Here is a 24,623-nt window from a genome sequence, read left to right on the forward strand (position 1 = left end):
TTCAAAAATAACGTCATTTACACCGCGATTTATACATGCCACAATCCAGCTAAACCTTATCTTTTTACTAATACATGGATTCACTTAACGTCGTTAACTTAGTTCAATCTGGCACAATAACAGTGGGTATATTAGGGGGCTTTTTGTTATGGCGAGTACAAGAGTTTAAAGGGATTGCTGTATTACTATGTCTTATCACAGCAGCGTGTTTGATAAATATCGTAGAAGAAACGGGTATCACTCGAGACTGGTATTTAATCAGTCCTGTTTTCATTATTCTATTTGGTCCAGCAACGTATTTGGCGGCGAAATATGCGCTTAACAGTCGTTTAAATAAGCAAGATTATTGGCACTTGCTACCTGCGCTTATCGCATTGCCGTTCACTTCTTATGTCCATGTTATTATTGCCCTCGGTACTCTTTGGCGAGTGATATACGCCTTCCTTACAGCATCCATGTTAATTAACTATAAAAAGCACATGGATGAGCAACGCTCAGACTCGGATGAATATTCACTAAATTGGCTTGTGTGGCTACTGATTATTGTCACTATATTCAACCTGATTGATTTATTACGACTTAACCTTCAACCAGTGTTGCCATACGACGTGAACGTATTGGGGCAGGGTATTAATAACTTTGTTTGGTTAATCGCTAGCATGGTCATTATATACCGATTTGCTAATTTAGATGGCCTGCCGAAACAGCCCAAGAAAGTGAACCAGAGCAGTGCAGACACGTCTAATGAGCAAGGCTATGAAACAATATTCGTCGAATTAAATAAACTCATCCTTGAAAATCAGTGGTATTTAACACCGCGTTTAACACTAGCAAATGTTAGCGAATTAACAGGTATTCAAACCCGAGATATATCCCGAGCAATCAATTTGCATACCCAAAAATCGTTTAATGAATACATTAATCAGTTTAGAGTAAAGGCTGTATGCGAAAAATTACAAGCCAATAGTTATAACTCATTAACGGATATCGCATTTAATGCTGGCTTTAGTTCGAAAGCCTCCTTTAATAAAGTGTTTAAACAGGTGCTTGGTAAAACGCCTACAGAATACAAATTAAGTCTAGGATCATGATTATTCCAGGTGAAAATCATGATCCTAGACGCTTCTAAGTAAGGCGCGTGTTAATTTCTCTACATATTATTTAAGAGGAGTTAATCATGAATCTACAAACGCTAATAATAACATCTATAGTGTTTATCTTGTCATTGTTTACGTCGCCAGCATCTGCTGCAATACAGCAAGGCAGTAATAGCTTTATACTCAAAAACGTTAACATCGTTGACGTTGAAAATGAGCGCATAATTTACAACCAAACTCTGTACATAAAAGACGGCATCATCGCTTCAATATTAAACGAGCGCGAAACCACTTCGTTAGACGTTACCGGCGTAAAATCCTATAACGCTGATGGCGGTTATATCACACCTGGGTTAATCGATATGCACGTCCATATATACGAGCCAGCGGCTTACTTGATGACGTTAAGTCATGGGGTAACTCATGTGCGCATCATGAATGGTGTACCAAAGCAACTGGAATGGCGAGACAAAATCGCTGCAGGCGAAATGCTAGGCAGTACCTCAACAGTGAGTAGCCCTATTATTTCTGGCAACAAAAGCGCACTTTTGCAGCACGGCGTAGCAACGGCAAGTGAGGCAAAGCAAGCGGTGGCGAAATATCATCAACAAGGCTATGACTTAATCAAGGCGTATGGTAGTCTCAATCAAGAGACTCTTACTGCCATTGTTGCAGAGGTTAATGCACGCAATATACCGGTTGCAAAACATGGCCCCCACGCATCGGGCGATATGCCGATATCGGCTTTGACAGGCTTTCAATCTTTTGAACATGCCGAAGATATTTACCAGGGGCCATTAAACTATACATTTGATGCCGATAAATTAGCGGCGATAGCCAAAGAAATAAGCGCAGTAAACGTACCCGTTACGCCAACGCTGAATATTTTTTATCAGCTGACAAAATTAAGTAATGAAAAACACCATTACCTTGAGCAACAACCAACACAGTACATACCGAACATTATTAAGTTTCATGCAAACAGAGATCAGGTTAAGCGTTGGCTAACTTCGTCAAAAGAGATGGCGTTACATAACAAGCGAACCATGGAATTTTTGCGATACACAACAAAAGTCTTAGATCAACATGGCGTTGAGTTACTGGTGGGATCGGATTCTGGCGTACTGCTATCGCCTCATGGGATTGCCACTCATACCGAAATGCAGCTGATGCATGAGTCTGGCTTGAGTAACTTTGATGTGTTGGCTGCAGCCACCATTAACCCAGCCAAAGCATTAAAGTTAGATAAACAAATAGGCAAAATTGCACAGGCATTCAACGCTGATTTTATATACACAAAAAACAACCCCATTGAAGATTTAGCAACGCTTAAACATCCAGTAGCTGTGGTAAAAAATGGCTTCTGGTACGCTAGCCATGAGTTGAACAGAATGCGCGATGAGGCTATTGAGAAAAGAAGCGTCTGGCAAGAAGCGACCACACTTTACCAAGCATTATAATGACTCGCCTTTGGACATCAGCAACTAAGATAATAGCTGCCGATGTGCTACCAACTAAACTATGTGGCAATTTAATAACCATGCGTGGCATTGAATCGACTGCAGACAACTGGCTACAATCATCCAAATGGACCATGTTAGCAGGGCACTAGATTCTATATAGTCATGTACCAATAAAGCATTAGCTTGATACGCTACAACATCGCGTTATTTGAAGGCCCTGATGATAGGAGGCCTCAAAAAATAACGAGCGCTTCATTTTCAAACATATGTTTGTCGTACAAAACTGGTGTAAAAACCTTGTTATAAGCGGAAATATTCAATTGAGCTTGATTATTGTCGACAATATTTCCTTTTAGCCCTTGACTTCAAGTTTAATTTAGCTAGTATCTTTCGGTATCACTTAGATTGTCGACAATTTTAATATTGTGAAAAACCCAGCACAAAAAATCGCCGTAACCACCGCTGACAAAATTTTTGAAAGCCTACAGTACGATATTGTTGAAGGACATATCGCTCCGGGTAGCAAGATCAGTGAACCCGAGCTTTCTAGAAAATATCAGGTGAGCAGATCAACACTGCGGGAGGCGTTAAATCGTTTAGAAAAGTGCCACTTAATTGAACGCAAAGCCAATGTCGGCTCTCGTGTTGTCGAATGTACGATTACCGGTTTATTAGAAATTTATCAGGTACGTGAGGCATTAGAGGGCATGGCTTGTCGTTTAGCGGCACAGAATATGAGTGATGCAGAAATTGCTGAGTTAAAAAGTGTACTCAACGTGCATGCCAATACCGAAGGCCTCAAAGAGGGCGTGGCGTATTATCAAGAAGAGGGTGATTTAGATTTTCACTATCGTGTCATTCTTGGTAGCCACAATCAGCAGTTAATCAATATTTTATGTTTTGAGTTATATCATTTGGTACGTATGTATCGTTGTCAATTTGGTATGAACAGTCCTCGGGCAACACGGGCTTTTGATGAACATCGACATATTTTAACTGCCATTGTCGACAGAGACGGTGAATTAGCCGAGATGTTAATGCGCCGACATATTGCCGCATCTCGCAAAAATATCGAAAAAAAATTACAAAGAACACAAGAAAAGGAAGATTAACATGACAACAAGACTGTCTCCTGGCGCTAAGTTCCGTCAGGCACTGGAAAACAATAAGCCGTTGCAAATCGTTGGTACTATCAACGCCTATTCTGCAATGATGGCCGAGCAGTTAGGTCACCAAGCGATTTACTTATCAGGTGCTGGTGTTGCGAATGCCTCGTATGGTCTGCCAGATTTAGGTATGACTTCTCTTAATGACGTTATCGCTGACGTACAACGCATTACCTCAGCATCATCTTTGCCATTGTTGGTTGATATCGATACCGGTTGGGGTGGTGCATTTAACATTGCTAAAACCATTCGTGATATGGAAAAAGCTGGCGCAGCTGCGGTGCACATAGAAGATCAGGTAGCGCAAAAGCGTTGTGGTCACCGTCCAAATAAAGAAATCGTATCTATTGAGGAAATGGTTGATCGTATTAAAGCGGCAGTTGATGCTCGTACTGATCCAAACTTTTTCATCATGGCGCGTACTGATGCGTTTGCTCAAGAAGGCTTAGAAGCTGCTATCGAGCGTGCACAAGCATATGTTGCTGCTGGCGCTGACGGTATTTTTGCCGAAGCGGTACAAACCGAAGAGCATTACCGAGCTTTTGCTGACGCATTAGACGTACCAATCTTAGCGAACATTACTGAGTTTGGTAAAACAGAACTTTGGAATAAAGCGCAGTTAGGCGAGTGGGGATGTGCAATGGTACTTTACCCATTATCAGCGTTCCGAGCGATGAACAAAGCGGCTGAAAACGTATACAAGACCATTTTAGCTGACGGCGACCAAACCGCGGTACTTGATACAATGCAAACGCGTATGGAGCTATACGATTACTTAGGTTACCACGAGTACGAGCGCAAGCTAGATTCGCTGTTTGCCGAAGGCAAAAATAAATAATAACAATGATTACAGCGCCGATTTCGTTCCATGTGTTTACTGAAATACGGCGCCCACATTACAACAAAAATTAATAGGAAGAGAATATGGTAGATAAAAAACTAGGTGGTGCGGGCCTTCGTGGTCAAAGTGCAGGTGAAACCAAACTATGTACAGTTGGTAAGTCTGGTACAGGTTTAACATATTGTGGTTATGACGTATCAGATTTAGCCGAAAACGCGACATTTGAAGAAGTGGCTTACTTACTATTTAACGGTGAACTACCAAATCAAGCAGAGCTAGACGCGTACAAAGCTGAACTAAAAGAAATGCGCGACCTACCTCAGGCTCTTAAAGAAGTGCTACAACGCATTCCACAGTCTGCACACCCAATGGATGTTATGCGTACGGGTTGTTCTTTCTTAGGCAATATTGAGCCAGAAAATGACTTCTCAGAGCAAAACCGCGCAGCTAACCGCTTACTAGCGGCGTTTCCAGCGATCATGACATATTGGTACCGCTATTCGCACGAAGGTGTGGAAATTGATTGTGTAACCGATGAAGACTCAATTGGCGGTCATTTCCTTAAGCTATTAACCGGTAAAACGCCATCTGACTTACACCGTCGTGTTATGGACGTATCTCTGATTTTATACGCAGAGCACGAGTTCAATGCGTCTACCTTTACCGCACGTGTTTGTGCGTCAACGCTATCTGATATGTTCTCATGTATCACTGGTGCTATCGGCTCACTTCGCGGTCCACTGCATGGTGGTGCTAACGAAGCGGCGATGGATATGATCCAAAAATTCACATCACCGGATGATGCCAAAGAGCAAATGGCTGGCATGCTAGAGCGTAAAGAAAAAATTATGGGGTTTGGTCATGCGGTATACCGCACCTCAGATCCGCGTAACACCATCATTAAAAAATGGTCTGAAAAGCTTTCTCACGAGTTCGGCGACACGTCATTGTATGATATCTCTGTAGCGTGTGAAGAGTACATGTGGGATGCCAAGCAACTATTTTGTAATGCGGATTTCTTCCATGCATCGGCATATCACTTCATGGGTATTCCAACAAAATTATTCACACCAATTTTCGTATGTTCACGCTTAACTGGTTGGGCAGCTCACGTAATGGAGCAGCGCGAAAATAACCGTATTATTCGTCCAAGTGCGGATTACGTAGGTCCTGAACCACGCACGGTACAACCAATCGCAGAGCGCTAGTAGACGTTATTTTACGCTCAACACCCATACGTGAATTTAGGGGGACAATCGTTCCCCCATTATCAGAATTTTCTTGGATATTGATATGAATTACCAATTCCGCAAACCACTTCCTAATGCCAATATCGACTTTTTCGATACGCGCGAAGCGGTCGATGCATTAAAACCTGGTAGCTACGATACGCTGCCTTACACATCGAAAGTACTAGCCGAGCAACTGGTACGCAAATGCGATCCTGCAACATTAAACGATAGCTTATTACAGCTTATTGAGCGAAAACGTGACCTAGACTTTCCATGGTATCCAGCACGCGTTGTATGTCATGATATTTTAGGGCAAACAGCCTTAGTTGATCTTGCTGGCCTTCGTGATGCGATTGCTGACAAAGGTGGCGATCCAGCGAAAGTGAACCCAGTGGTACCAACGCAACTTATCGTTGACCATTCGCTAGCGGTTGAAGCACCGGGTTTTGACCCTGAAGCATTTGATAAAAACCGCGCTATTGAAGACAGACGTAACGAAGATCGTTTTCACTTTATCGAGTGGACCAAAACCGCTTTTGAAAACGTTGACGTTATTCCAGCCGGTAACGGCATTATGCACCAAATCAACTTGGAGAAAATGTCGCCGGTGATTCAAGCGCGTGACGGTGTTGCTTTCCCAGATACCTGTGTTGGTACCGATTCGCACACGCCACACGTTGATGCGTTAGGTGTTATCGCGATTGGTGTTGGTGGCTTAGAAGCAGAAACGGTTATGTTAGGTCGCCCGTCGATGATGCGTTTACCTGATATTGTTGGAGTGAAATTAGTTGGTGAGCGCCAACCCGGTATTACCGCCACCGATATCGTTTTAGCATTAACTGAGTTTTTACGCGAACAGCGAGTTGTTTCAAGTTACCTAGAGTTCTTTGGCGACGGTGCTCGTCAGCTGACCATTGGTGACAGAGCGACAATTTCAAACATGACGCCAGAGTTTGGAGCATCAGCGGGTATGTTCTACATTGACGAGCAAACCATTGATTACTTGAAACTTACCGGTCGTGATCCAGAGCAAGTTGCGTTAGTTGAAACTTACGCGAAACACACCGGTTTGTGGGCAGACTACATGACGGACGCCATTTATGAGCGCGTATTAGAGTTTGATTTATCAAGCGTTGTGCGCAATATGGCGGGTCCTTCTAATCCACACCGCCGGTTACCAACGTCAGCATTAGCTGAGCGTCAAATTGCGGGTCAATGGCAACAACCTGATTTAGACAACTGGCAAGGTAATATGCCAGATGGCGCTTGTATTATTGCGGCTATTACCAGCTGTACCAATACCTCTAATCCTCGTAACGTTATTGCCGCCGCACTATTAGCGAAACGTGCTAATGAGTTAGGTTTAGTGCGTAAACCTTGGGTTAAAACCTCATTTGCGCCGGGTTCAAAGGTTATTAAGTTATACCTTGAGGAAGCTGGTCTTTTGACAGAACTTGAACAACTCGGTTTTGGTATTGTTGGCTATGCATGTACTACTTGTAACGGTATGTCAGGCGCATTGGATCCGCAAATTCAACAAGAAGTTATCGATCGTGATTTATACGCCACGGCCGTATTGTCGGGTAACCGTAACTTTGACGGTCGTATTCACCCATACGCAAAACAAGCATTTTTAGCATCACCACCTTTGGTTGTGGCTTATGCGCTTGCTGGTACCGTGCGTTTTGATATTGAACAAGATGTGCTAGGTCAAGACGCCAACGGCAACGATATTTGCCTTAAAGACTTATGGCCATCAGACGAAGAAATCGATGCCATTGTTAAAGCTGCGGTAAAACCAGAGCAGTTTAAGAAAATTTATCAACCGATGTTTGAAATTCGCAACGTTGATAACGCGGAAAGCCCATTATATGAATGGCGTGAAATGAGTACCTACATTCGCCGTCCGCCATACTGGGAAGGCGCCTTAGCGGGTGAGCGCACCATGCGTGGTATGCGTCCTCTTGCGGTACTAGGTGATAACATCACCACCGATCACTTGTCACCATCAAATGCTATTTTGGCATCAAGTGCTGCTGGTGAATACTTGGCGAAAATGGGCTTACCAGAAGAAGACTTTAACAGTTACGCAACGCACCGTGGTGATCACTTAACGGCGCAACGTGCAACGTTTGCTAACCCTAAATTGCTTAACGAAATGGTTCGCAACGATAACGGCGATATTATTCAAGGTTCATTGGCACGTATTGAGCCAGAAGGGCAACAAAGCCGCATGTGGGAAGCGATTGAAACCTACATGGAGCGTAAGCAGCCATTATGTATTATTGCTGGTGCCGATTACGGTCAAGGTTCATCGCGCGATTGGGCGGCAAAAGGCGTACGTCTTGCAGGTGTTGAGACAATCGTTGCAGAAGGTTTTGAGCGTATTCACCGTACTAATTTAGTTGGCATGGGGGTATTACCGCTTGAGTTCGTTGACGGTAATACCCGTCATACTTACGCCATTGACGGTAGTGAAACCTTTGATGTGGTTGGCACACCTGCACCAGGTGCATTAATGACTGTTGTTATGACTCGCACAGACGGTAATGTTGTCGAAATTCCTGTTAAGTGTCGCTTAGATACGGCTGAGGAAGTGTCGGTATACAATGCCGGTGGTGTTCTACAAAAGTTCGCTCAAGATTTCTTAGAGTCTAACGCTTAACGTGTTGTTTGTGTTGTTTTCTGTGTCGCTTTTTATGTTGAGAGTGCTCACCTAGTACACAAGGCTTAGCGTTTTCGCTTTGAAAACAAGCCAGCAAACAACGCACACACCGTCATAGGGCGTACATTACTTATAGTAATTAAAAAGCAGTAAATAACCTATTTACTGCTTTTTTATAACAATAAAAGGAGAGAGCAATGGCTCATATTCCTCAAGTTAAAATCCCAGCTACGTATATGCGTGGCGGCACATCGAAAGGTGTGTTTTTTAATTTGGCTGACTTACCAGAGCGTTGTCAGGTTCCGGGTGCTGCGTGTGACAATATGTTATTGCGCGTTATTGGTAGCCCAGATCCTTATGGTAAACAAACCGATGGCATGGGCGGCGCAACCTCTAGCACCAGTAAAACGGTAATTTTATCGAAAAGTGATAAAGCCGATCACGATGTTGATTACTTGTTCGGCCAAGTGGCTATAGACAAAGCGTTTGTTGACTGGTCAGGCAATTGCGGCAATTTAACGGCAGCAGTGGGTAGCTTTGCTATTTACTCTGGCTTGGTTGATGCTGAACGAGTGCCAGATAACGGTATTGCTACCGTGCGTATTTGGCAGGCAAATATCAACAAGACCATTATTGCCAAAGTACCTATGGTGAATGGTCAGGTACAAGAAACTGGCGATTTTGAACTCGACGGTGTCACTTTTCCGGCCGCTGAAGTACCGGTGGAGTTTGTTGCGCCCGTTGATCCAAGTGAGGCGATGTTTCCAACAGGCAACCTCGTTGATACATTAGAGGTCCCAGGTGTTGGTACCTTAAACGCGACGATGATCAACGCAGGTATTCCAACCATTTTCTTAAATGCGAGCGAGCTTGATTATACCGGCACCGAGTTACAAGACGACATCAATTCAAGTAGCGAAGTATTAGCGCGTTTTGAGCTTATTCGTGCACATGGTGCGCTGAAAATGGGCTTGATTGAATCTATTGATGAAGCAGCATCACGTCAGCACACGCCGAAAGTGGCCTTTGTTGCTCCAGCAAAATCATATACCGCATCAAGTGGTAAATTTATCGACGAACAAGCGATTGATTTGAATGTACGGGCTTTGTCGATGGGTAAATTGCATCACGCAATGATGGGTACCGCTGCTGTTGCTATTGGTACAGCTGCCGCTATTCCAGGTACGCTTGTTAACCTTGCAGCCGGCGGTGGTGAGCGCGAAGCGGTCACTTTTGGTCACCCATCAGGGACGTTAAAAGTGGGCGCACAGGCGAGTTGTGTTGACGGCAACTGGCAAGTTAACAAAGCCATTATGAGTCGCAGCGCGCGCATTTTAATGGAAGGCTGGGTACGTATCCCCGGCGATAGCTTTTAATGGGTATTTGAAACTATAGCTAGCTTATAATATTAAAACGCCGGATTAACTGCATATTGGTTAATCTGGCGTTTTCGTTTTCGTTGTCGAGCGAGGTATTAATTTCTGTTTATTGAGATTGGTTGTTCTTTTTATGCCATAAATACCAGCTGTAAATAACGGGAATTAACGCTGCTGGTAAAATCAGCCAAAGCATTAAATGCACCAATTTTTGTTGAGCGACCACAAACGACAGGCATAAGCCAACAATCCCTGCCAACATAAATAACCGCCCACCTAAATAGTGTGTTTTACGCCAATTTTCATCACTTGATAACGTCCATGGTGTACGAATACCAATAAAAAAATTACTGCGAGTTTTGGAGAGAAAATTCCCTATGACCATATACAGTAAGAACACGGCTAGCATCAGCAAACGTACCATAGGCACGTCATAACCCATACCTAGCGCAATATTTGCACTAGCGATTAACGCCAACAGTAAACATGTCGCTAAACCAATCCAACCTTTGGCTTTTTCTGATTGTTGTAGGTTTTCTTTACGCGGTTCTAAATGTGATAAGAAAGTAAGCAATAGTAATATCGCGCACATGATCGCGGGTGGGTAGGTTAGCGCTATCCACAATGGCGTGTAACGGTCTACTTGCCCATGAATATTCCAATGCTGTGGGATGAGCATATCATTGGGCAACAGCCAAAGCCCGCTCAAACAGGCGATTAATGTGACGAGCAACACAAGCCACGCGCTTCGCATTGCATTCATAGTTCATTCTCCTTTTTGTGACTTGAGTTTGTTGGCTTGAATAATGAATAAAGTTGATTGAGAAGATCTTCAACCACACTGGTCTTGAGACTATAGATGATGGTTGTGCCACAGCGCTCGGTAGCAACCAAATCGGCAGACTTTAATACATTTAAGTGCCCTGATAACGTCGATTTGGTTATATTGAGTTGCTCGGCTATCTCTCCTGCATTGCTATCGCCTTTTTTTAACAGAGCAAGAATGTCTCTCCGTACGGAACTGGAAAGCGCTTGGAAAACGTCTGCCACCGTAACTCCTGATTAAAAATTAAACTGCTATTTCGTAATTTAGCGAAATACCGAAATAAAAGCAAGTTTGGCTATAAATTAGGCGGTTTGCGGGGCCGTGCACTTGGTGTGATAAGCCGGGGACATATTCAAGCTACATATCCCAGCTATAGTAGAATGAACCTTAAATAGATTTAATGCTGATCAGGTATGTCATGACAAACCTATTAAAAAATTTACCTGCTGAATGCGAGCAGGAAGTGTTTGAAACTATCTTACAGTTAAGTCAAAGAGGCAGTACAGAGGTGCTGATTGAGCGCATTATCTCTGATGGTCAGCACAGCCCAGCAGATTTTTGGTATTGCCAGCAACAAGATGAGTGTGTGTTGATTGTTCAAGGACATGCGGATATCGAACTCGAGCGGCAGGGCATTATTCACTTAGATAAAGGCGATTATTTGTTTATTCCTCGCGGCGTAAAGCATCGTGTTGTCATGACCTCGGCCGTTGAGAAAACCATTTGGCTAGCCTTGCATGTAGGGCCAAAGGGTTTCATGGCAAGTGCAACGAGTAATGTTGAAGTTCACATTGAAAGCATTTCTTTGGCCCATGCAGCTTATTTACTGGCCAATATTCCTGAGCTAGAGGCGAGTGCCTCAATAAACGGTGATTATTTAGAACATCGTATTGGAAGTCAGCCATTTATTGCTCTTGCAGCGTTTGTTAATGGCCAAGCTGTTGCGGTAAAACTGGGCTATTTTATTGATAATGACGTGTTTTATAGTTGGCTTGGTGGAGTGTATGCTAATTTTCGTGGTCAAGGATTGGCGAAAAAGCTACTGCTTGAGCAAGAGCTGCGAGTAATGGAACTCGGTGCGAAAAAAATAACAGTAAAATCCATGAATCGATATATTGCAATGCTGCAGTTGCTGCTGAGCAACGGTTATTGCATCAGTGGCTATGAAGATAATGGCGATGTTAATAACAACAAAATTCTATTTACTAAAACATTGTGTAAATAAAGTGATGGCTTAATGGTTTGGTTTGACTACAAACCATCAGTTGAAAGCTCAGTTAAAGCCTTAGTTAATCCCGTAGTTAAAGCGGGCGACGTATTACAAGTGTAATGGCTCTGTCCCTGCACAATAATAAATTACGAAGCGATAATTATTGAGAAGGAAGAAGAAAAAGTGTTACCACGTTTTATGATAATCAGTTTTTTTATTATGAGTATGGTTATGGCCGTACCTAGCATGGCAACCAGTGTTGTGATCCCTAGCTCGTTTGCGGTAGAGCAAGTTAATGGTGAAGATATTGCTTATTCATTTCTTGCTAAACAACGTAAGTTCCCTTTGCGTGCAGGCAATAACTCATTGGTGCTCAAATATGAGGCGTTATTCGAAGATGAATTTGAAGATCATCATCATAATGTGCGCTCAAAACCGTTTATCGTACAATTTGCGCTTAAAGGTGACGAAGCGTTGGTGCTGCAATATGCGATTCCTGTCGATGTGAGTGCGGCGAGACAATTTGCTACAGCTCCGCAGGTTGTACTTATTGATCGCAATAACCATCAGCAAGCAATAACAAGCAAAATAGAGAGTCTTAGCAGCTATCAGCAACGCCTAGCGCAGCTGATAAAGCATGATAACGGCATCATAGTGACAGAGAATACCGCTAGCAAAGTCAACGAATACAACGATATCGCCCCAGAAACAAACAACAAGCAGCAAAACCAGGAGGAATATCAGACAAATAATGCTCCAGAGGTAAAAAGTTTGTCTATGCTAAAGTACTGGTGGCAACGTGCTACTCAACAAGAAAAACAAGCATTTATTGACTTTATTAACAAGGATTAAGCGATGCGCGGATTATATTTATTTGCTCTTGTCAGCATTTTTATGAGCCTTTCGGTAGCGGCGAATGATGATCAAAAACAGGGGGTAGAGGTTGTTGGTAAAGGGGCGCTATTAATAGAGCCTGATATTTTTACATTCAGTGTTACCTTGGCCGACAGAGCAAATGACGCTAAGCAATCAAAACAGGTGGTCGATGAAAAGTCACAGCGCCTCATTGATAAGGCGGTGGCCATAGGTATAGATAAATCGGCCATTGAGACGGCTCGCATGTATGTACAGCCAATTTACCCTAATAAACCGAGAGAAGACGTGCCAAGTCAGCCAACCATGATCGAAGTGAGTCGGGTTATCAGTTTTACCCTTGATGATTTTAAACACTACGATCAGCTACTCAATGAGGCTATTACGCTCGGTGTGCGTTATATTTCGCCTTTGCAATATGAAACACGCAAAGCTGATAGCTATTATCGTCAAGCGTTAGAACTTGCCGTTAAAGATGCCTCTATTAAAGCCAAGCTGCTTGCAAAACAACTTAACGTCACCTTAAAAGAAGTCACTTATATCACAGAGGTGCCTATGCATGCTCCAAGGGTATTGATGCGCAGTGATGCCATGGTGTCTGAAGCAAAATCATTTAGCTCGAATCCCGGTAAACGAGAAATTGCGGCACAAGTTGTTGTGAATTTTTCGATAGAGTAACTGTGGCGGTCAAAAATCACGCGGATTTACATAAAAAATTGTGAAATGTCTTTAATTTCGTGCCTTTAACAGGTATGTTATGCCAGTTTTTAAATTAGATAAATTAGGTTAATAGCATCCTATGGATAAATCTCCCTTTTACAACACCATGTTAGCGCAAGTCGATGCGATAATTAGTGGCGAATCTGACGTGATTGCTAATATGGCGAATATCAGTGCTATTTTGTTTAATAGCTTCGATAAAGTAAATTGGGCTGGGTTTTATCGAATGATTGATGGTCAGTTGGTACTTGGTCCATTTCAGGGGCAAGTAGCCTGTATCCGCATCGATGTTGGACGTGGCGTATGTGGTACGGCTGTATCTACAGGTAGCACGCAGCTGGTTGAAGACGTGCATAAATTTGCCGGACATATCGCTTGCGATGCGGCTAGCAACTCAGAAGTTGTGGTACCAGTGTATCATGGTGATGAGATTATTGCGGTACTCGACATAGACAGTACTGAGTATGCCTATTTTGATGAGCAGGATGTGCAAGGTTTACAAAAAATTGTTGAACGTTTGCAACAAACCTTTATTTGATCCTCAAGGATCGTACAGTTGGCGTATACTGAATGAAAGAATTTGTGGTTATTTATGATTTTCTCGTTTCCGAAGAGGTCGTTGGCGACTGGGACGGCGAGGAAGAGCAGGTAGCCGAAAATATCAATGAAATCTACCATACCTTGTATCAGCTCGCAGAAGAGGATATTGACGTTGAGGAACTGACTCAATTGTTGGAATTGGTTTGGGAACATTGGATCGGTCAGCCAGCGCTGGCCGAATTAGAACATGAAGATATTTATGATTGGTGCAGGCACCTGCTTGAAAACCGTGATCAGTATCTTGAGCAATATTTATAAATTTGAAGTAATCATATTATGGAAACAAAACGTATCACCAGTAAAGAAGTGGTAGCTTATTTAGTTGAAAAATTCCCTGCATGTTTTTCGTTGCAAGGACCTGTTAAGCCGTTAAAGGTTGGTATTTTTCAAGACTTAGCTGAAGCATTAGCAGAAGATGAAAAGGTAAGCAAAACCCAGTTGCGTCAAGCCCTTCGTCATTACACATCAAGCTGGCGTTACTTGAAGTCAATTAAGGCTGGCGCGCACCGTGTAGACCTAGCTGGTGAGCAAGTTGCTGAGATTGATCAAGAGCAAGCTGACTTTGCCGAGAAGACTCTAAAAGAGAGTCAGGAAAAATTTGCTAACAAAAAACCACAAGACAAATCAAAAGATTCGTCTTATAAAGGAACTAAACAGAGTGAAAAACGCTCTGAAGATAAAGCAAAGAAATTTAAAGTAGGTAAAGCCAAGAAGGCGCCAGCGAAAGCGAAACCTGCTGTTAAGTTAACCCAAGTTGATGCGGACGCTTTAGCTGTCGGTGACCGCGTAATGGTGCAATTTGGGAATTCACCAATTTCAGCTACTATTACAGAAGTAGCAGGTAAAGACGTATCAGTACAGTTGGTATCAGGTATGGTAGTTAAAACCCAGGCCGATAAAATCTTTACCAAATAACCACATCGGAGTTGTTATATGCATAAAGTTTGTCGAATTGCCCTCGCGATTGCTTTTTCTCTTTCACCTGTTGCCAGCGCAACAGAAACGCAGTTGGTTAACAAAGATGAGTTACCGACGCTGACGCAAGAAGTTCAGCATAAAAAAGCGAGTCAGCGCATTTCGGCAACTTTTGCACGACAGCACTATAAAAAGTTTTATTTTGACGATACCTTATCCTCAGACGTATTCGATTACTATATCAAGCAATTAGATTATTCGCGCAATGTTTTTTTGCAGTCTGATATTGATGCGTTTGAACGTTATCGCAACAGCTTTGACGATATGGTGACATCAGGTAAGCTAACCCCTGCCTACGACATATATAATGTTAACGTAAAACGCCGTTTTGAACGTTACCAGTATGCACTGAGCTTGTTGGAAAATGAATTCGACTTTTCTATCAAAGAAGAATATCAATTTGATAGAGAAGATATGCCTTATGCAAGCAATATTACTGAGCTTGATGAAATATGGCGCAAACGTGTTAAATACGATGCGTTAAACCTTAAATTGGCTGGTAAAGATTGGTCAGAAATTAAAAAGGTTTTGGGTAAGCGTTATCGTTATGCGATGAAACGTTTAACTCAAGGTGAGTCGGAAGATGTGTTTCAAGTCGTTATGAACTCATTTTCCCGTACTGTCGAACCGCATACCTCGTATCTATCTCCTCGCAATGCTGAGCGTTTCCAAATGGAAATGAACCTTAAGCTCGAAGGTATTGGCGCGGTATTGCGCATGGAAGACGATTTCACAGTTATTCAAAGTATTGTCACAGGCGGTCCTGCCGATAAGTCAAAGAGACTTAAGCCGAAAGACAAAGTTGTTGGTGTTGCTCAAGAAGGTGAAGGCTTTGTTGATGTTGTCGGCTGGCGTTTAGATGACGTGGTTGACTTAATCAAGGGGCCTAAAGGCACAACAGTACGCTTGCAGGTTGAAAAGGGCGAAGATGATCCGCGCATTGAAGTGATTTCAATTGTGCGTGATACCATCAAGTTAGAAGATCGCGCTGCTAAATCAGACGTATATCAAGAGCAAGTATCTCCGGGGCAAGACCCTGCTACGGCGCAAAAGTTAGGGGTGATCACCATCCCGAGCTTTTACAACAAACTATCACGTGATGTCGCCATAGAAATCGACAAGCTGAAGAAGCAAAATGTAAAAGGTATTATTGTTGATTTACGTGGTAACGGTGGCGGTTCACTGGTTGAAGCAACGCTTCTTACCGGACTGTTTATCGACCAAGGTCCTGTGGTACAAGTTCGTGATGGCGCTAATCGTATCGATGTCAACAAAGACAACGATGGTGTTAGCTATTATGACGGCCCGCTTACCGTGTTGGTTGATCGTTACAGTGCATCAGCGTCAGAAATCTTTGCTGCAGCCTTGCAAGACTATGGGCGTGCGGTGATTATTGGCGAGCATACCTTCGGTAAAGGCACCGTACAGCAGCACCGAGGTTTAGGGCGTGTTTATGACTTGTACGATAATCCATTAGGTTCGATTCAATTTACTATCGCTAAGTTCTACCGGATAAATGGTGGTAGTACTCAGCACAAAGGTGTGATCCCTGATATTAAATTCCCATCGGCGATTGAGCCGAGTGAATGGGGTGAAAGCCGTGAAGAAAACGCCTTACCATGGGATAAAATAGCGAAGGCACAATATCGTCAAATTAACGACTTTAGCCAAGATATTCCTTACTTAGCGTCGTTGCATGAAGAGCGCATTAAGAATAACGCCGAGTTTAAATACTTAATGCAAGATATTGCTGATTACCGTGCCAATAAGGACGACAAATCGGTGTCGTTAAACTATGACGAACGTAAAGCTGAGCGTGAAGAAAACAAAATGAAACGTTTACAGCGCGCTAACTTGCGTTTGCAAGCGATGGGTAAAGACAAAATCGCCTCGGTTGACGACATTCCCGAAGATTTAGCCGACTTAGACCCGTTTTTAGATGAAGCGGCTAATATCACGTTTGATTTGGTTGAAGTGGGTCGAATCGCGAGAAAATAAACTTCGTTATCGTCACAATTTAACGCAAGTTGTCATTTTAGAAAGCCACCAATGAGGTGGCTTTTTTTATTGCCAAATGCTCCATACCTAGTTGAATATTGAAAAGTAATTGAATCGCAACTTATTATCGTAGGCTTGTCATTAACAATGACGATATTTTTGCACCATGGCAGTTGCTGTCAGCAGATAATCATTTAGCCGTGAAACACTGAGAATTAACATGTTAAAAAAGCTTTATCGCATTGCCACCTGCAGCACGGTTGTGTTTGCTTTTTCGCTACAAGCATCTCCGACAGAAAACGAGTTTGCTGATTGTCAAAAACTCGCTGTCGCTCTACTTGACGCTTGTTTAAAAACGGACGGTGAGCAATGTTGGTCAAAATCCAAAACAGGCTATGGTTCATGTCGAGAACAGGTTATTCAAAGGCATAATCGTAACAGCCCAATTAATAGGGCAAAAATACAGGCAAAAAAACAAGTAGAGAAAAGGCTAGAAGAGCAGGCCAAGGCCAGTCAAGAAGTAACCCAGAATAGTCATCAATAATAGCTTTTGTTGATATGTGAAGTCTTGTATCTATATATATTTCTACTGGGTTAACAGTTGGGCTTACATGGTTAAGCGATATTGGACAGGGCGTTTAATTTATCGCGATAAAATTTGCCGTGGCTTTCGCATTAATGGTTGTTGTTTGAGTGCCATCCGATACGGAAATTAGTGCGTCACAATCTCGTGTGCAATAGGCATTGAGTAGTTTTGGGGTGGTTTTCACAGTGTCCGCGTTACTGTGTAATATGTTGGTTTCCGCTTCATGAGTAAATTGATAGCGAATACCGTTGATTTGATAATATCCTTTGCCTTTAGGTATTGTTGTAACTTGGTATGTTTGCTTAAATTTGTTCAATGCATCTAATGATTTTTGCGTACGTTTGTTTGGGGTTGTTTCACCAAAATTTAATGTGCAAAACATAGCATTATTGACGCTGTAGCAGGCCGATAGGTTATAACCTGATTGAGGTGTGAAACCTGTCTTTAGGCCGACAGCGCCATCTTCCCGCAGTGTCCGGTTTCTATTATATTGAGTGATTTCATTGAAGGTGAATTTTCTTAGTGTGGTGTATTCGAGGATTGTTGGAGTTAGAGCAAGGGTATGCTCAATGAGTTTTTTGAAATCGCTGGCTGTCGTGTAGTGATTCTTATCATGCCGACCGTGAGGGTTAGCAAAATTCGAATTATCCATACCAATATCTTTAGCCGTTTTGTTCATTTCTTTAACGAACTCTTTAACCGAGCCACTGTGATATTCTGCTAATGCAGTCGCTGCATCGTTACCAGATTGTATCAGCAAGCCTTTGAGTAGCGAATCAATATCTACACGCATACCTGGCTCTAAGAACGTTCTTGATGAATTCTTGAATTTATATCCCCACGCCGTTTTTGTTATTTCGGTAGTATCAGTTAGCTCTTGGGTATCTCTAAGAATGATGTGTGCGGTTAAAATTTTGGTTAATGAGGCAGGATATACCTTTAAATTAATATTTTGCTCAGTAAAAGTTTTTGCGGTTTTAACTTCAAAAGATAGAAATGAATTAGCGTATTTGGCAAAAGCACTGGTACTGCCTAGTGACAGTATCAAAGCAGACATGGTTGCTATGCAAGACGCAGATGTACTCATTGCTCGGGGATCAAAATATAAAAGCGAGTTTAAAAAATAAGTATAAGCGAGTTATAACCTAAGCAACAGCGAACAAGCTATATATCAACAAAACGGCTTACTATAACGTTACCATTTTAATGTATGTTGTTGATATATATGGGTTGTTTAGGTATGGTTTATTTTGGCTTTATATTAGTGATGATGGGTTGTTTTATTATCTGTAACGATTAAAGGAAATGTATTCAGATGTGGGAAAATCTCAGTAGATTGCAAAAATTGTTATTTGTGGCCGTAATATGCTTTGTTGTACCACTTGTACCAGAGCTTATTTTTATCGCCGATTTAGGTGGCATTGAGTTAGTGTTTAGTTTTCTCGTTTTGTATTACAAGCCATTGTTGCTCCGCTTACAGACCTTTATCGATAGGGCAAAGTATGAGTTTAATATTTGTGTTGTCGCATTTAAAGGAAGCTCTATTGTTAAGCCAAGAGTCTTCGTGACTCAGGCTGTATTCTATACCTGTACATTTGTGGTTTCCGGTTCAATGGTCTATGCCACCGCATTTTTATTACCCGGACTTTTGTTTAATAACGTGCTGGTATAGCGATAAAATTTACGACTGCAAGAGCGATGAAGGGAAGTGATGAGTAGATTGATTTTTAGTCAATAGCATCGTCATTGGCTTTTTATTACACTGATCTTAGTTATTGATAAGAAAAATTTTATTACCTATCGTAAATTTCCTATGGTCGCACTAATGAGTTGGCTTGTTATCGTTTTTAGTGCTTTTTGATAAGTATCGCATTTATGTTTGTGTTCGCCAGCCTACTGCCGGATATTCACCTTAAGGCTTTATTATATAAAGGCTTTACCTTAACTTTGATATTACCTGCTATTTGACTTTGGCAAATATTTCAAACGCAATAAAAAGGGCCTGCAAAGCGAGTCGCTTAAAGCCTATCATTGCGCACGTCGCTTAACCTGTTTTATTGTATCTTTGGTTGTTGTTTAATTACTTGTGAAAATTAGTTCTATTATATCAATCATACTTTTAAGTGTTCCTCCAATATCTCTTCGTTTTTTGTTAATAACGCTGTTATTGAAGATTAGGAAGGGATCTTACAGTCAATGCTGGTAATTTTCTATTTATGACATTCTAATTTAGAACTGTGTCATTAATGGGGAAGTGGACAATACTACTCTAAACTATACATTAACAAGCCTTTGTCTCAATAAACTGGACGTTAGCAACAAGTCTGTAGCCAATTTTTCGTCGAGTGATGATGTACTTCGGATCGTGAATTGAATCACAAAAATACTTTCTTAATAGCGAAACAGCTTTGTTAATAGAACTATCAGATACATGATGCTTCCAAACTTCCTCAATTAATTCATTTTTACTAACTAGTCGATCTTGATGCGTGATTAAAAATAGTAAAAGTTTGAAACAAATGGGGCTAAGGTCTGAGATTTTGTTTTTAGAATCGATTATTTGAGCTAACCGAGGGTCAAATTTATAGTCGCCGATAATATACATTGTTATTAATAGTTATAGTCACAGCAAGAATTGTTAGTGCCACATTATCTCGCATTTACTCCAATATTTCTGTTAATTCCTCGTTATAAATAAAACCCCTTAAAAATCATGCGGTAAAGAAGAAATCGCTTAAATGTAAGGATTTGGTAAGGTTTTTGTCATGTTACTTGTTTTATTTCTGTTGCATGAGTGTATTATCTTGCCACCTCAATTATCAATGACACTAAAATAAAATTTTTAAGGAAATTAAATGAAAAAGTTAGCAACTGTTGCGTTAGTGACTGTACTTGCAGGTTGTGCTACTCACGCCAATATTACCATGCCAACTGTAACTAATGTTTATCATCAAGCATTTGATAATAAAACTTTCTCTTACGATGTTATGTACAGTCAACCTAAGCCAGGTATTTTCTCAGACGGCGAGCAATTACCTCTAGCGCCACTTGCAGAAGCACAGTTATCAGTTGCATCAACAAAAACGTTAAGAGCTTTACCAAACTATATTTTTGCGCAGCTTCCTGCATCTGCAAAGCGTGGCGAGGTCGGTAATAGCGATTACACTGTGCATGTCGAGTTAACGGCTAATGACAAGTTAGGGCCAGTTTATGCCGACTATGAATCACTAAAAAACTTAGGTAAATCAATGATTACAATAGGTTTAGGTGCTAAAGAGTATGATCTTGTTGCAGACTTTAAAGTCGTTTACAAGTTAATTAATAATAATAAGACAATTTATCATAATGAATATATCGTTAATGAAAAGGTTGATCATGAACTCGGTTTAGGTGAAGGTTTTGGCCTTTTAGATGAGTTCACAGGTCAACTGTTTGAAAAACACTTAATGCTTACTTTAAATGACTTTTTCACTCAAGCGGCGAAAAAAATCTAAGTAGATAAGAAATATATTTTGTGGTGGTTTAAATCCGATATTAGAAATATTATCGGATTTTTTGACCCCGTAACACAATCTTTGTAACTACCTGATTTATATAATCCGTAATTCGGTCTTCAAATTCAATCATAAAGCGATTTAAGGCCGATTTCCAATTTCGAATAGGCATCGTCCACTTTTTCGATGCCTGTTCAATCGCCAAGTAGACAACCTTTTTAGCTGAATCATCATTAGGAACACCTTACGATTCTTCACTGCCTTGCGAATAACGCTGTTTAGGGATTCGATGGCATTGGTAGTGTAAATCGCTGTACGGATGTCTTCAGGATATTTGAAGAGCGTAGATACGTTTTCCCAGTGACGATACCAAGATGCTGAGATACTTGGGTATTTGTCATTCCAGCGCTCAGCAAATTGCTCCAGAGCATTGATGGCTTGCTCTTCCGTAGTGGCCTGATAGATTTTCTTCAAATCAGTGGTCACGGCTTTGTAGTCTTTCCAAGGAACGAACTTCAAGGAATTGCGTACCATGTGAACAATACAGAGCTGAATTTGCGTATCTGGATAAACTGTATTTATGGCATCCGGGAATCCTTTTAAGCCATCAACACAGGCGATGAGAATATCTTTAACACCACGTTTTTGAAGCTCAGTTAAGACGTTGAGCCAGAATTTAGCGCCTTCGTTGTAATCCAATCGCCAGAACCAAACCATATCTTTGTAGTGGCCGAGATCAATTCAGGGCCATTATCTACTCGTATTTGCTTAGGTAATCCTCGCTCAACTTTTAGTGTCTCAAGCGTTCGTACAACACGCTCTGCTGGCAATGATGTGTTCACTTCTATTGCCAAGCATTCTCGTGTACCCTCATCAAGCACGTTAGGGTTCTAAATCGTTTACCGCATTATAAAGTGTCGTCAATGCCCATTGGTGATTAACCTGAGGTAGCACTTCTAATGGCTGCGCTATCTGCTTTGGTAAGACACGTTTAGTTCGTCGTTTTAGATTTAAACCCATTTGACAGTAAACACGTATATGGTTGTAGGGATATACCTTAAAACGCATTCGACCAAAACATTTCCAGAAGCCTGCTCTCGCTTCTGTGCTGTCACAAACCCTTTTTTGCCACCAACTCCTTTACGGCTTGGTTTTCCAAACTGACGTCAGCGTACATCTTTTTTAATTGCGCATTTTCTTGTTCAAGCTCTCTTAAGCGTTTTAAATTTGACGCTTCCATACCACCATATTTTGACTTCCAGTTCTAATAGGTGGCATTGCTTGTACCGTGTTGACGACAAACATTTTCAACTTTCATACCGGCATCCGCTTCTTTTAATACTGCGATGATCTGAGATTCGGTAAAACGTGATTTTTTCATAATAGTCTCCTGCGTTAAGCATTGCAGAAAACTCTAATTACGTTTTTTCAGCTTAGGGGAGTGGACATATCATCATTGGATTTTTATCGAGTTTATGTTTTTGTCGGGTGGTATACTGCCTTAAATATTCACTAACGCATCGTTTATAAGACTTTTACTTTGGTTGTTATATTGGCGGCTATTTGGTTTTGGAAAATATTTCAAACGTAATAAAAATGGCACAAAACGAGTCACTTAAAGCCCATCATTGCATAGGGCTATTAACCTGTTTTACTGTATCTTTGGTTGTTGTTTAATCACTTAGTAAATTAGTTGCTTACTTTTGTTCATAATCGTAATACACTCTTAACACACCTATAACAATAAGTGCGGCAGAGTTTTATTGACTGACCGCCAATAATAAGGTTTTAGTTAAGATGTCTAAAAACAAGGTTATTCAACCACCTTCCTTATTTGATGCGTTGTTACCAATTGTGTTAATGATCGCATTGCTTGCAACCTCTTTTATTTATTTTGGCGATAGTTCGTCTTATGGGCCAAACCAGATTGGTTTATTACTTGCTACCGGTGTTGCCATTATCATTGGCTACAAAAATGGTCACAGTTGGCAAAGCATGGAAAAAGCTATCATTAATGGTATTTCCTTATCGCTTAGCGCTGTTCTTATCCTTTTGGTGGTAGGCGCGTTAATTGGTACCTGGTTACTAGCAGGCACCGTGCCGACGTTAATTTATTACGGCTTGCTTATTCTCGATCCAAGCTGGTTTTATGTTGCAACCTGTATTATTTGTGGCTTAGTGTCGATGTCGATTGGTAGCTCATGGACAACCGCCGCGACCGTTGGTGTGGCGTTATTGGCGGTCGCTGAAGGGCTTAATTTGTCACCGGTGATCACCGCGGGTGCGATAATATCAGGCGCATACTTTGGCGATAAAATATCACCGCTTTCTGAAACCACAAATTTAGCACCAGCGGTGGCGGGTTCAGAGCTATTTGAGCACATCCGCTATATGTTATGGACAACGGTGCCATCAATCATTACCGCACTGTTTTTGTTTACCATTTTAGGCTTACAAGAGGATGTAAGTACTACCACCGAAAGCGCGTTAGAACTCAATGCTTTATTACAGCAATACTTCCATATCAGTAGTTTTAACTTATTGCCTTTAGTGGTGTTAATGGTTTTGGCTTTTAATAAAGTACCTGCGTTTTTAGCGATCGGTGTTGGTACCTTAATCGGTGCAATTTGGGCTGTGTTGTTTCAACAAAACTTTATTATGCTGATTGCAGGCGAGGGCGTTGACCAATTTACTGCCAATGTGACCGTTGTTTGGACCGCATTTTTTGATGGTGTGGCGATCACCACGGATAACACTGATTTTAATAATCTCATTAGTCGCGGTGGTATGGCCGGTATGTTAAATACTATATGGCTAATTATTTGCGCGCTATCCTTTGGTGCGTTGTTAGAGCATTTAGGTTTATTGCAGCGCTTAATGGATGCCATGCTACGTGGTGTTAAATCTATCGGTGGTTTGATTTCCAGTACGGTTGGTACCTGTATTGTCACCAACATAGTAACGGCCGATCAATATATGGCCATCGTCATGCCGGGGCGCATGTATAAAAGTGAATACCAAAAACGTGGTTTACAACCGGTGGTATTATCGAGAACATTAGAAGACTCTGGAACCATTACCTCGCCACTAATCCCCTGGAATAGTTGTGGTGCATATATGCACGGAGTATTGATGGTTAATCCATTGGAATACGCCTTTTATGCGTTTTTTAATTTAATTAACCCAATTTTGGCTGTGGTCTACGGTTTTATTGGCTTTAAATTAAAAAGAGCGGTTAAGGCGGTAACTACTTAAACGATGTAGCTCATCGGTTAAAGAGTATTTCATGACAAAACCCAGTAGTTGCCGTTACTGGGTTTTTGTTTTCTGATATTTAGCCTAGGGTCTGTTGCCCTCTGCAGTATGTTTTTGCAACAGTTAAATAAACGCTGTCCAACGATTCGTTTAAAAACTATTTTCTCATTGCCGTAGCTCGTTTGTATGGAATCACTATCTCTCACTGCGCCTCGAGTAACTACCTTTTAATTCAAACAAAATCTA

Annotated in this window: 22 protein-coding genes and 2 pseudogenes; 18 read left to right on the forward strand and 6 right to left on the reverse strand. The window is 41.5% G+C overall.

The annotated features are described in order from the left end of the window. Window positions 1-209: 209 nt before the first annotated feature. The 7 genes from ACAX20_RS05825 (at window position 210) to prpF (ending at window position 9,840) form a co-directional block, all read left to right on the forward strand. Complete coding sequence (locus tag ACAX20_RS05825) at window positions 210-1,091, forward strand: helix-turn-helix domain-containing protein (protein WP_371189217.1); 882 nt, start codon at window positions 210-212, stop codon at window positions 1,089-1,091. 86 nt (window positions 1,092-1,177) lie between these two features. Further along, a complete protein-coding gene (locus ACAX20_RS05830; RefSeq protein WP_371189218.1) occupies window positions 1,178-2,557 on the forward strand; it encodes an amidohydrolase family protein in 1,380 nt (459 codons plus the stop codon). Window positions 2,558-2,982: 425 nt separating this feature from the next. Further along, window positions 2,983-3,672, forward strand: a complete 690-nt coding sequence (locus ACAX20_RS05835; RefSeq protein WP_371189589.1) for a GntR family transcriptional regulator — start codon at window positions 2,983-2,985, stop codon at window positions 3,670-3,672. A gap of 13 nt (window positions 3,673-3,685) precedes the next feature. Next, window positions 3,686-4,564 carry a methylisocitrate lyase gene (prpB, locus tag ACAX20_RS05840; RefSeq protein ID WP_371189591.1) on the forward strand — a complete coding sequence of 293 codons (879 nt, stop codon included), beginning with the start codon at window positions 3,686-3,688 and terminating at the stop codon, window positions 4,562-4,564. A gap of 86 nt (window positions 4,565-4,650) precedes the next feature. Further along, complete coding sequence (prpC, locus tag ACAX20_RS05845) at window positions 4,651-5,775, forward strand: 2-methylcitrate synthase (protein WP_371189219.1); 1,125 nt, start codon at window positions 4,651-4,653, stop codon at window positions 5,773-5,775. Between the two features lie 85 nt (window positions 5,776-5,860). After that, entirely contained in the window at window positions 5,861-8,464 is a 2,604-nt protein-coding gene (gene acnD, locus ACAX20_RS05850; RefSeq protein ID WP_371189220.1) for a Fe/S-dependent 2-methylisocitrate dehydratase AcnD, read from the forward strand. A 197-nt stretch (window positions 8,465-8,661) separates the two neighbouring features. After that, window positions 8,662-9,840 (forward strand): 2-methylaconitate cis-trans isomerase PrpF, encoded by a 1,179-nt coding sequence (gene prpF, locus ACAX20_RS05855; protein ID WP_371189221.1) that lies wholly within the window; start codon window positions 8,662-8,664, stop codon window positions 9,838-9,840. A 109-nt stretch (window positions 9,841-9,949) separates the two neighbouring features. Here prpF and ACAX20_RS05860 read toward each other — a convergent pair whose 3' ends face one another. Together ACAX20_RS05860 and ACAX20_RS05865 are read right to left on the reverse strand one after the other, a co-directional pair. Next, entirely contained in the window at window positions 9,950-10,603 is a 654-nt protein-coding gene (locus ACAX20_RS05860; RefSeq protein ID WP_371189222.1) for an SdpI family protein, read from the reverse strand. After that, the gene (locus ACAX20_RS05865; RefSeq protein ID WP_371189223.1) at window positions 10,600-10,890 is read right to left on the reverse strand and encodes an autorepressor SdpR family transcription factor; all 291 of its coding nucleotides are present in this window, start codon (window positions 10,888-10,890) and stop codon (window positions 10,600-10,602) included. Before ACAX20_RS05865 ends, ACAX20_RS05860 begins: the two co-directional genes overlap by 4 nt. A 194-nt stretch (window positions 10,891-11,084) precedes the next feature. On the opposite strand from ACAX20_RS05865, the gene ACAX20_RS05870 reads away from it, so the two are divergent. The 8 genes from ACAX20_RS05870 (at window position 11,085) to ACAX20_RS05905 (ending at window position 17,586) form a co-directional block, all read left to right on the forward strand. Continuing rightward, entirely contained in the window at window positions 11,085-11,891 is an 807-nt protein-coding gene (locus ACAX20_RS05870; RefSeq protein WP_371189224.1) for a hypothetical protein, read from the forward strand. A gap of 216 nt (window positions 11,892-12,107) precedes the next feature. Continuing rightward, the gene (locus ACAX20_RS05875; protein ID WP_371189225.1) at window positions 12,108-12,728 is read left to right on the forward strand and encodes a DUF2057 family protein; all 621 of its coding nucleotides are present in this window, start codon (window positions 12,108-12,110) and stop codon (window positions 12,726-12,728) included. A 3-nt stretch (window positions 12,729-12,731) separates the two neighbouring features. Then, a complete protein-coding gene (locus ACAX20_RS05880) occupies window positions 12,732-13,427 on the forward strand; it encodes an SIMPL domain-containing protein (RefSeq protein WP_371189226.1) in 696 nt (231 codons plus the stop codon). 121 nt (window positions 13,428-13,548) lie between these two features. Then, complete coding sequence (locus ACAX20_RS05885; protein WP_371189227.1) at window positions 13,549-14,007, forward strand: GAF domain-containing protein; 459 nt, start codon at window positions 13,549-13,551, stop codon at window positions 14,005-14,007. A 32-nt stretch (window positions 14,008-14,039) separates the two neighbouring features. Continuing rightward, complete coding sequence (locus ACAX20_RS05890) at window positions 14,040-14,327, forward strand: hypothetical protein (protein WP_371189228.1); 288 nt, start codon at window positions 14,040-14,042, stop codon at window positions 14,325-14,327. A 15-nt stretch (window positions 14,328-14,342) separates the two neighbouring features. Next, on the forward strand, window positions 14,343-14,984 hold the full coding sequence (gene proQ, locus ACAX20_RS05895) for an RNA chaperone ProQ (RefSeq protein ID WP_371189592.1): 642 nt from the start codon (window positions 14,343-14,345) through the stop codon (window positions 14,982-14,984). A gap of 18 nt (window positions 14,985-15,002) precedes the next feature. Continuing rightward, entirely contained in the window at window positions 15,003-17,042 is a 2,040-nt protein-coding gene (gene prc, locus ACAX20_RS05900; protein WP_371189229.1) for a carboxy terminal-processing peptidase, read from the forward strand. 220 nt (window positions 17,043-17,262) lie between these two features. After that, window positions 17,263-17,586 (forward strand): hypothetical protein, encoded by a 324-nt coding sequence (locus ACAX20_RS05905; protein WP_371189230.1) that lies wholly within the window; start codon window positions 17,263-17,265, stop codon window positions 17,584-17,586. A gap of 94 nt (window positions 17,587-17,680) precedes the next feature. Here ACAX20_RS05905 and ACAX20_RS05910 read toward each other — a convergent pair whose 3' ends face one another. Beyond that, window positions 17,681-18,685, reverse strand: coding sequence for a D-alanyl-D-alanine carboxypeptidase family protein (locus ACAX20_RS05910; protein ID WP_371189231.1), 1,005 nt, complete (start codon window positions 18,683-18,685; stop codon window positions 17,681-17,683). 297 nt (window positions 18,686-18,982) lie between these two features. Here ACAX20_RS05910 and ACAX20_RS05915 point away from each other — a divergent pair, with 297 nt between their 5' ends. Next, the gene (locus tag ACAX20_RS05915; RefSeq protein ID WP_371189232.1) at window positions 18,983-19,300 is read left to right on the forward strand and encodes a hypothetical protein; all 318 of its coding nucleotides are present in this window, start codon (window positions 18,983-18,985) and stop codon (window positions 19,298-19,300) included. Between the two features lie 609 nt (window positions 19,301-19,909). On the opposite strand, the gene ACAX20_RS05920 is transcribed toward ACAX20_RS05915, so the two are convergent. After that, the gene (locus ACAX20_RS05920) at window positions 19,910-20,233 is read right to left on the reverse strand and encodes a transcriptional regulator (protein ID WP_371189233.1); all 324 of its coding nucleotides are present in this window, start codon (window positions 20,231-20,233) and stop codon (window positions 19,910-19,912) included. A gap of 250 nt (window positions 20,234-20,483) precedes the next feature. On the opposite strand from ACAX20_RS05920, the gene ACAX20_RS05925 reads away from it, so the two are divergent. Further along, a complete protein-coding gene (locus tag ACAX20_RS05925) occupies window positions 20,484-21,122 on the forward strand; it encodes a hypothetical protein (RefSeq protein WP_371189234.1) in 639 nt (212 codons plus the stop codon). Window positions 21,123-21,171: 49 nt separating this feature from the next. Here the strand turns inward: ACAX20_RS05925 and ACAX20_RS05930 are convergent. Both ACAX20_RS05930 and ACAX20_RS05935 read right to left on the reverse strand, forming a co-directional pair. Further along, window positions 21,172-21,863: pseudogene (locus ACAX20_RS05930) on the reverse strand (IS256 family transposase); the annotation flags it as partial. Further along, window positions 21,836-22,503 (reverse strand): annotated as a pseudogene (locus tag ACAX20_RS05935) (transposase); the annotation flags it as partial. The pseudogenes ACAX20_RS05935 and ACAX20_RS05930, both read right to left, overlap by 28 nt. Before the next feature lie 416 nt (window positions 22,504-22,919). On the opposite strand from ACAX20_RS05935, the gene nhaC reads away from it, so the two are divergent. Beyond that, window positions 22,920-24,377 carry a Na+/H+ antiporter NhaC gene (nhaC, locus tag ACAX20_RS05940; RefSeq protein ID WP_371189235.1) on the forward strand — a complete coding sequence of 486 codons (1,458 nt, stop codon included), beginning with the start codon at window positions 22,920-22,922 and terminating at the stop codon, window positions 24,375-24,377. Window positions 24,378-24,623 lie beyond the last annotated feature (246 nt).

The organism is Thalassotalea sp. Sam97 (assembly GCF_041379765.1).
GTDB classification, from domain to species: domain Bacteria; phylum Pseudomonadota; class Gammaproteobacteria; order Enterobacterales; family Alteromonadaceae; genus Thalassotalea_A; species Thalassotalea_A maritima.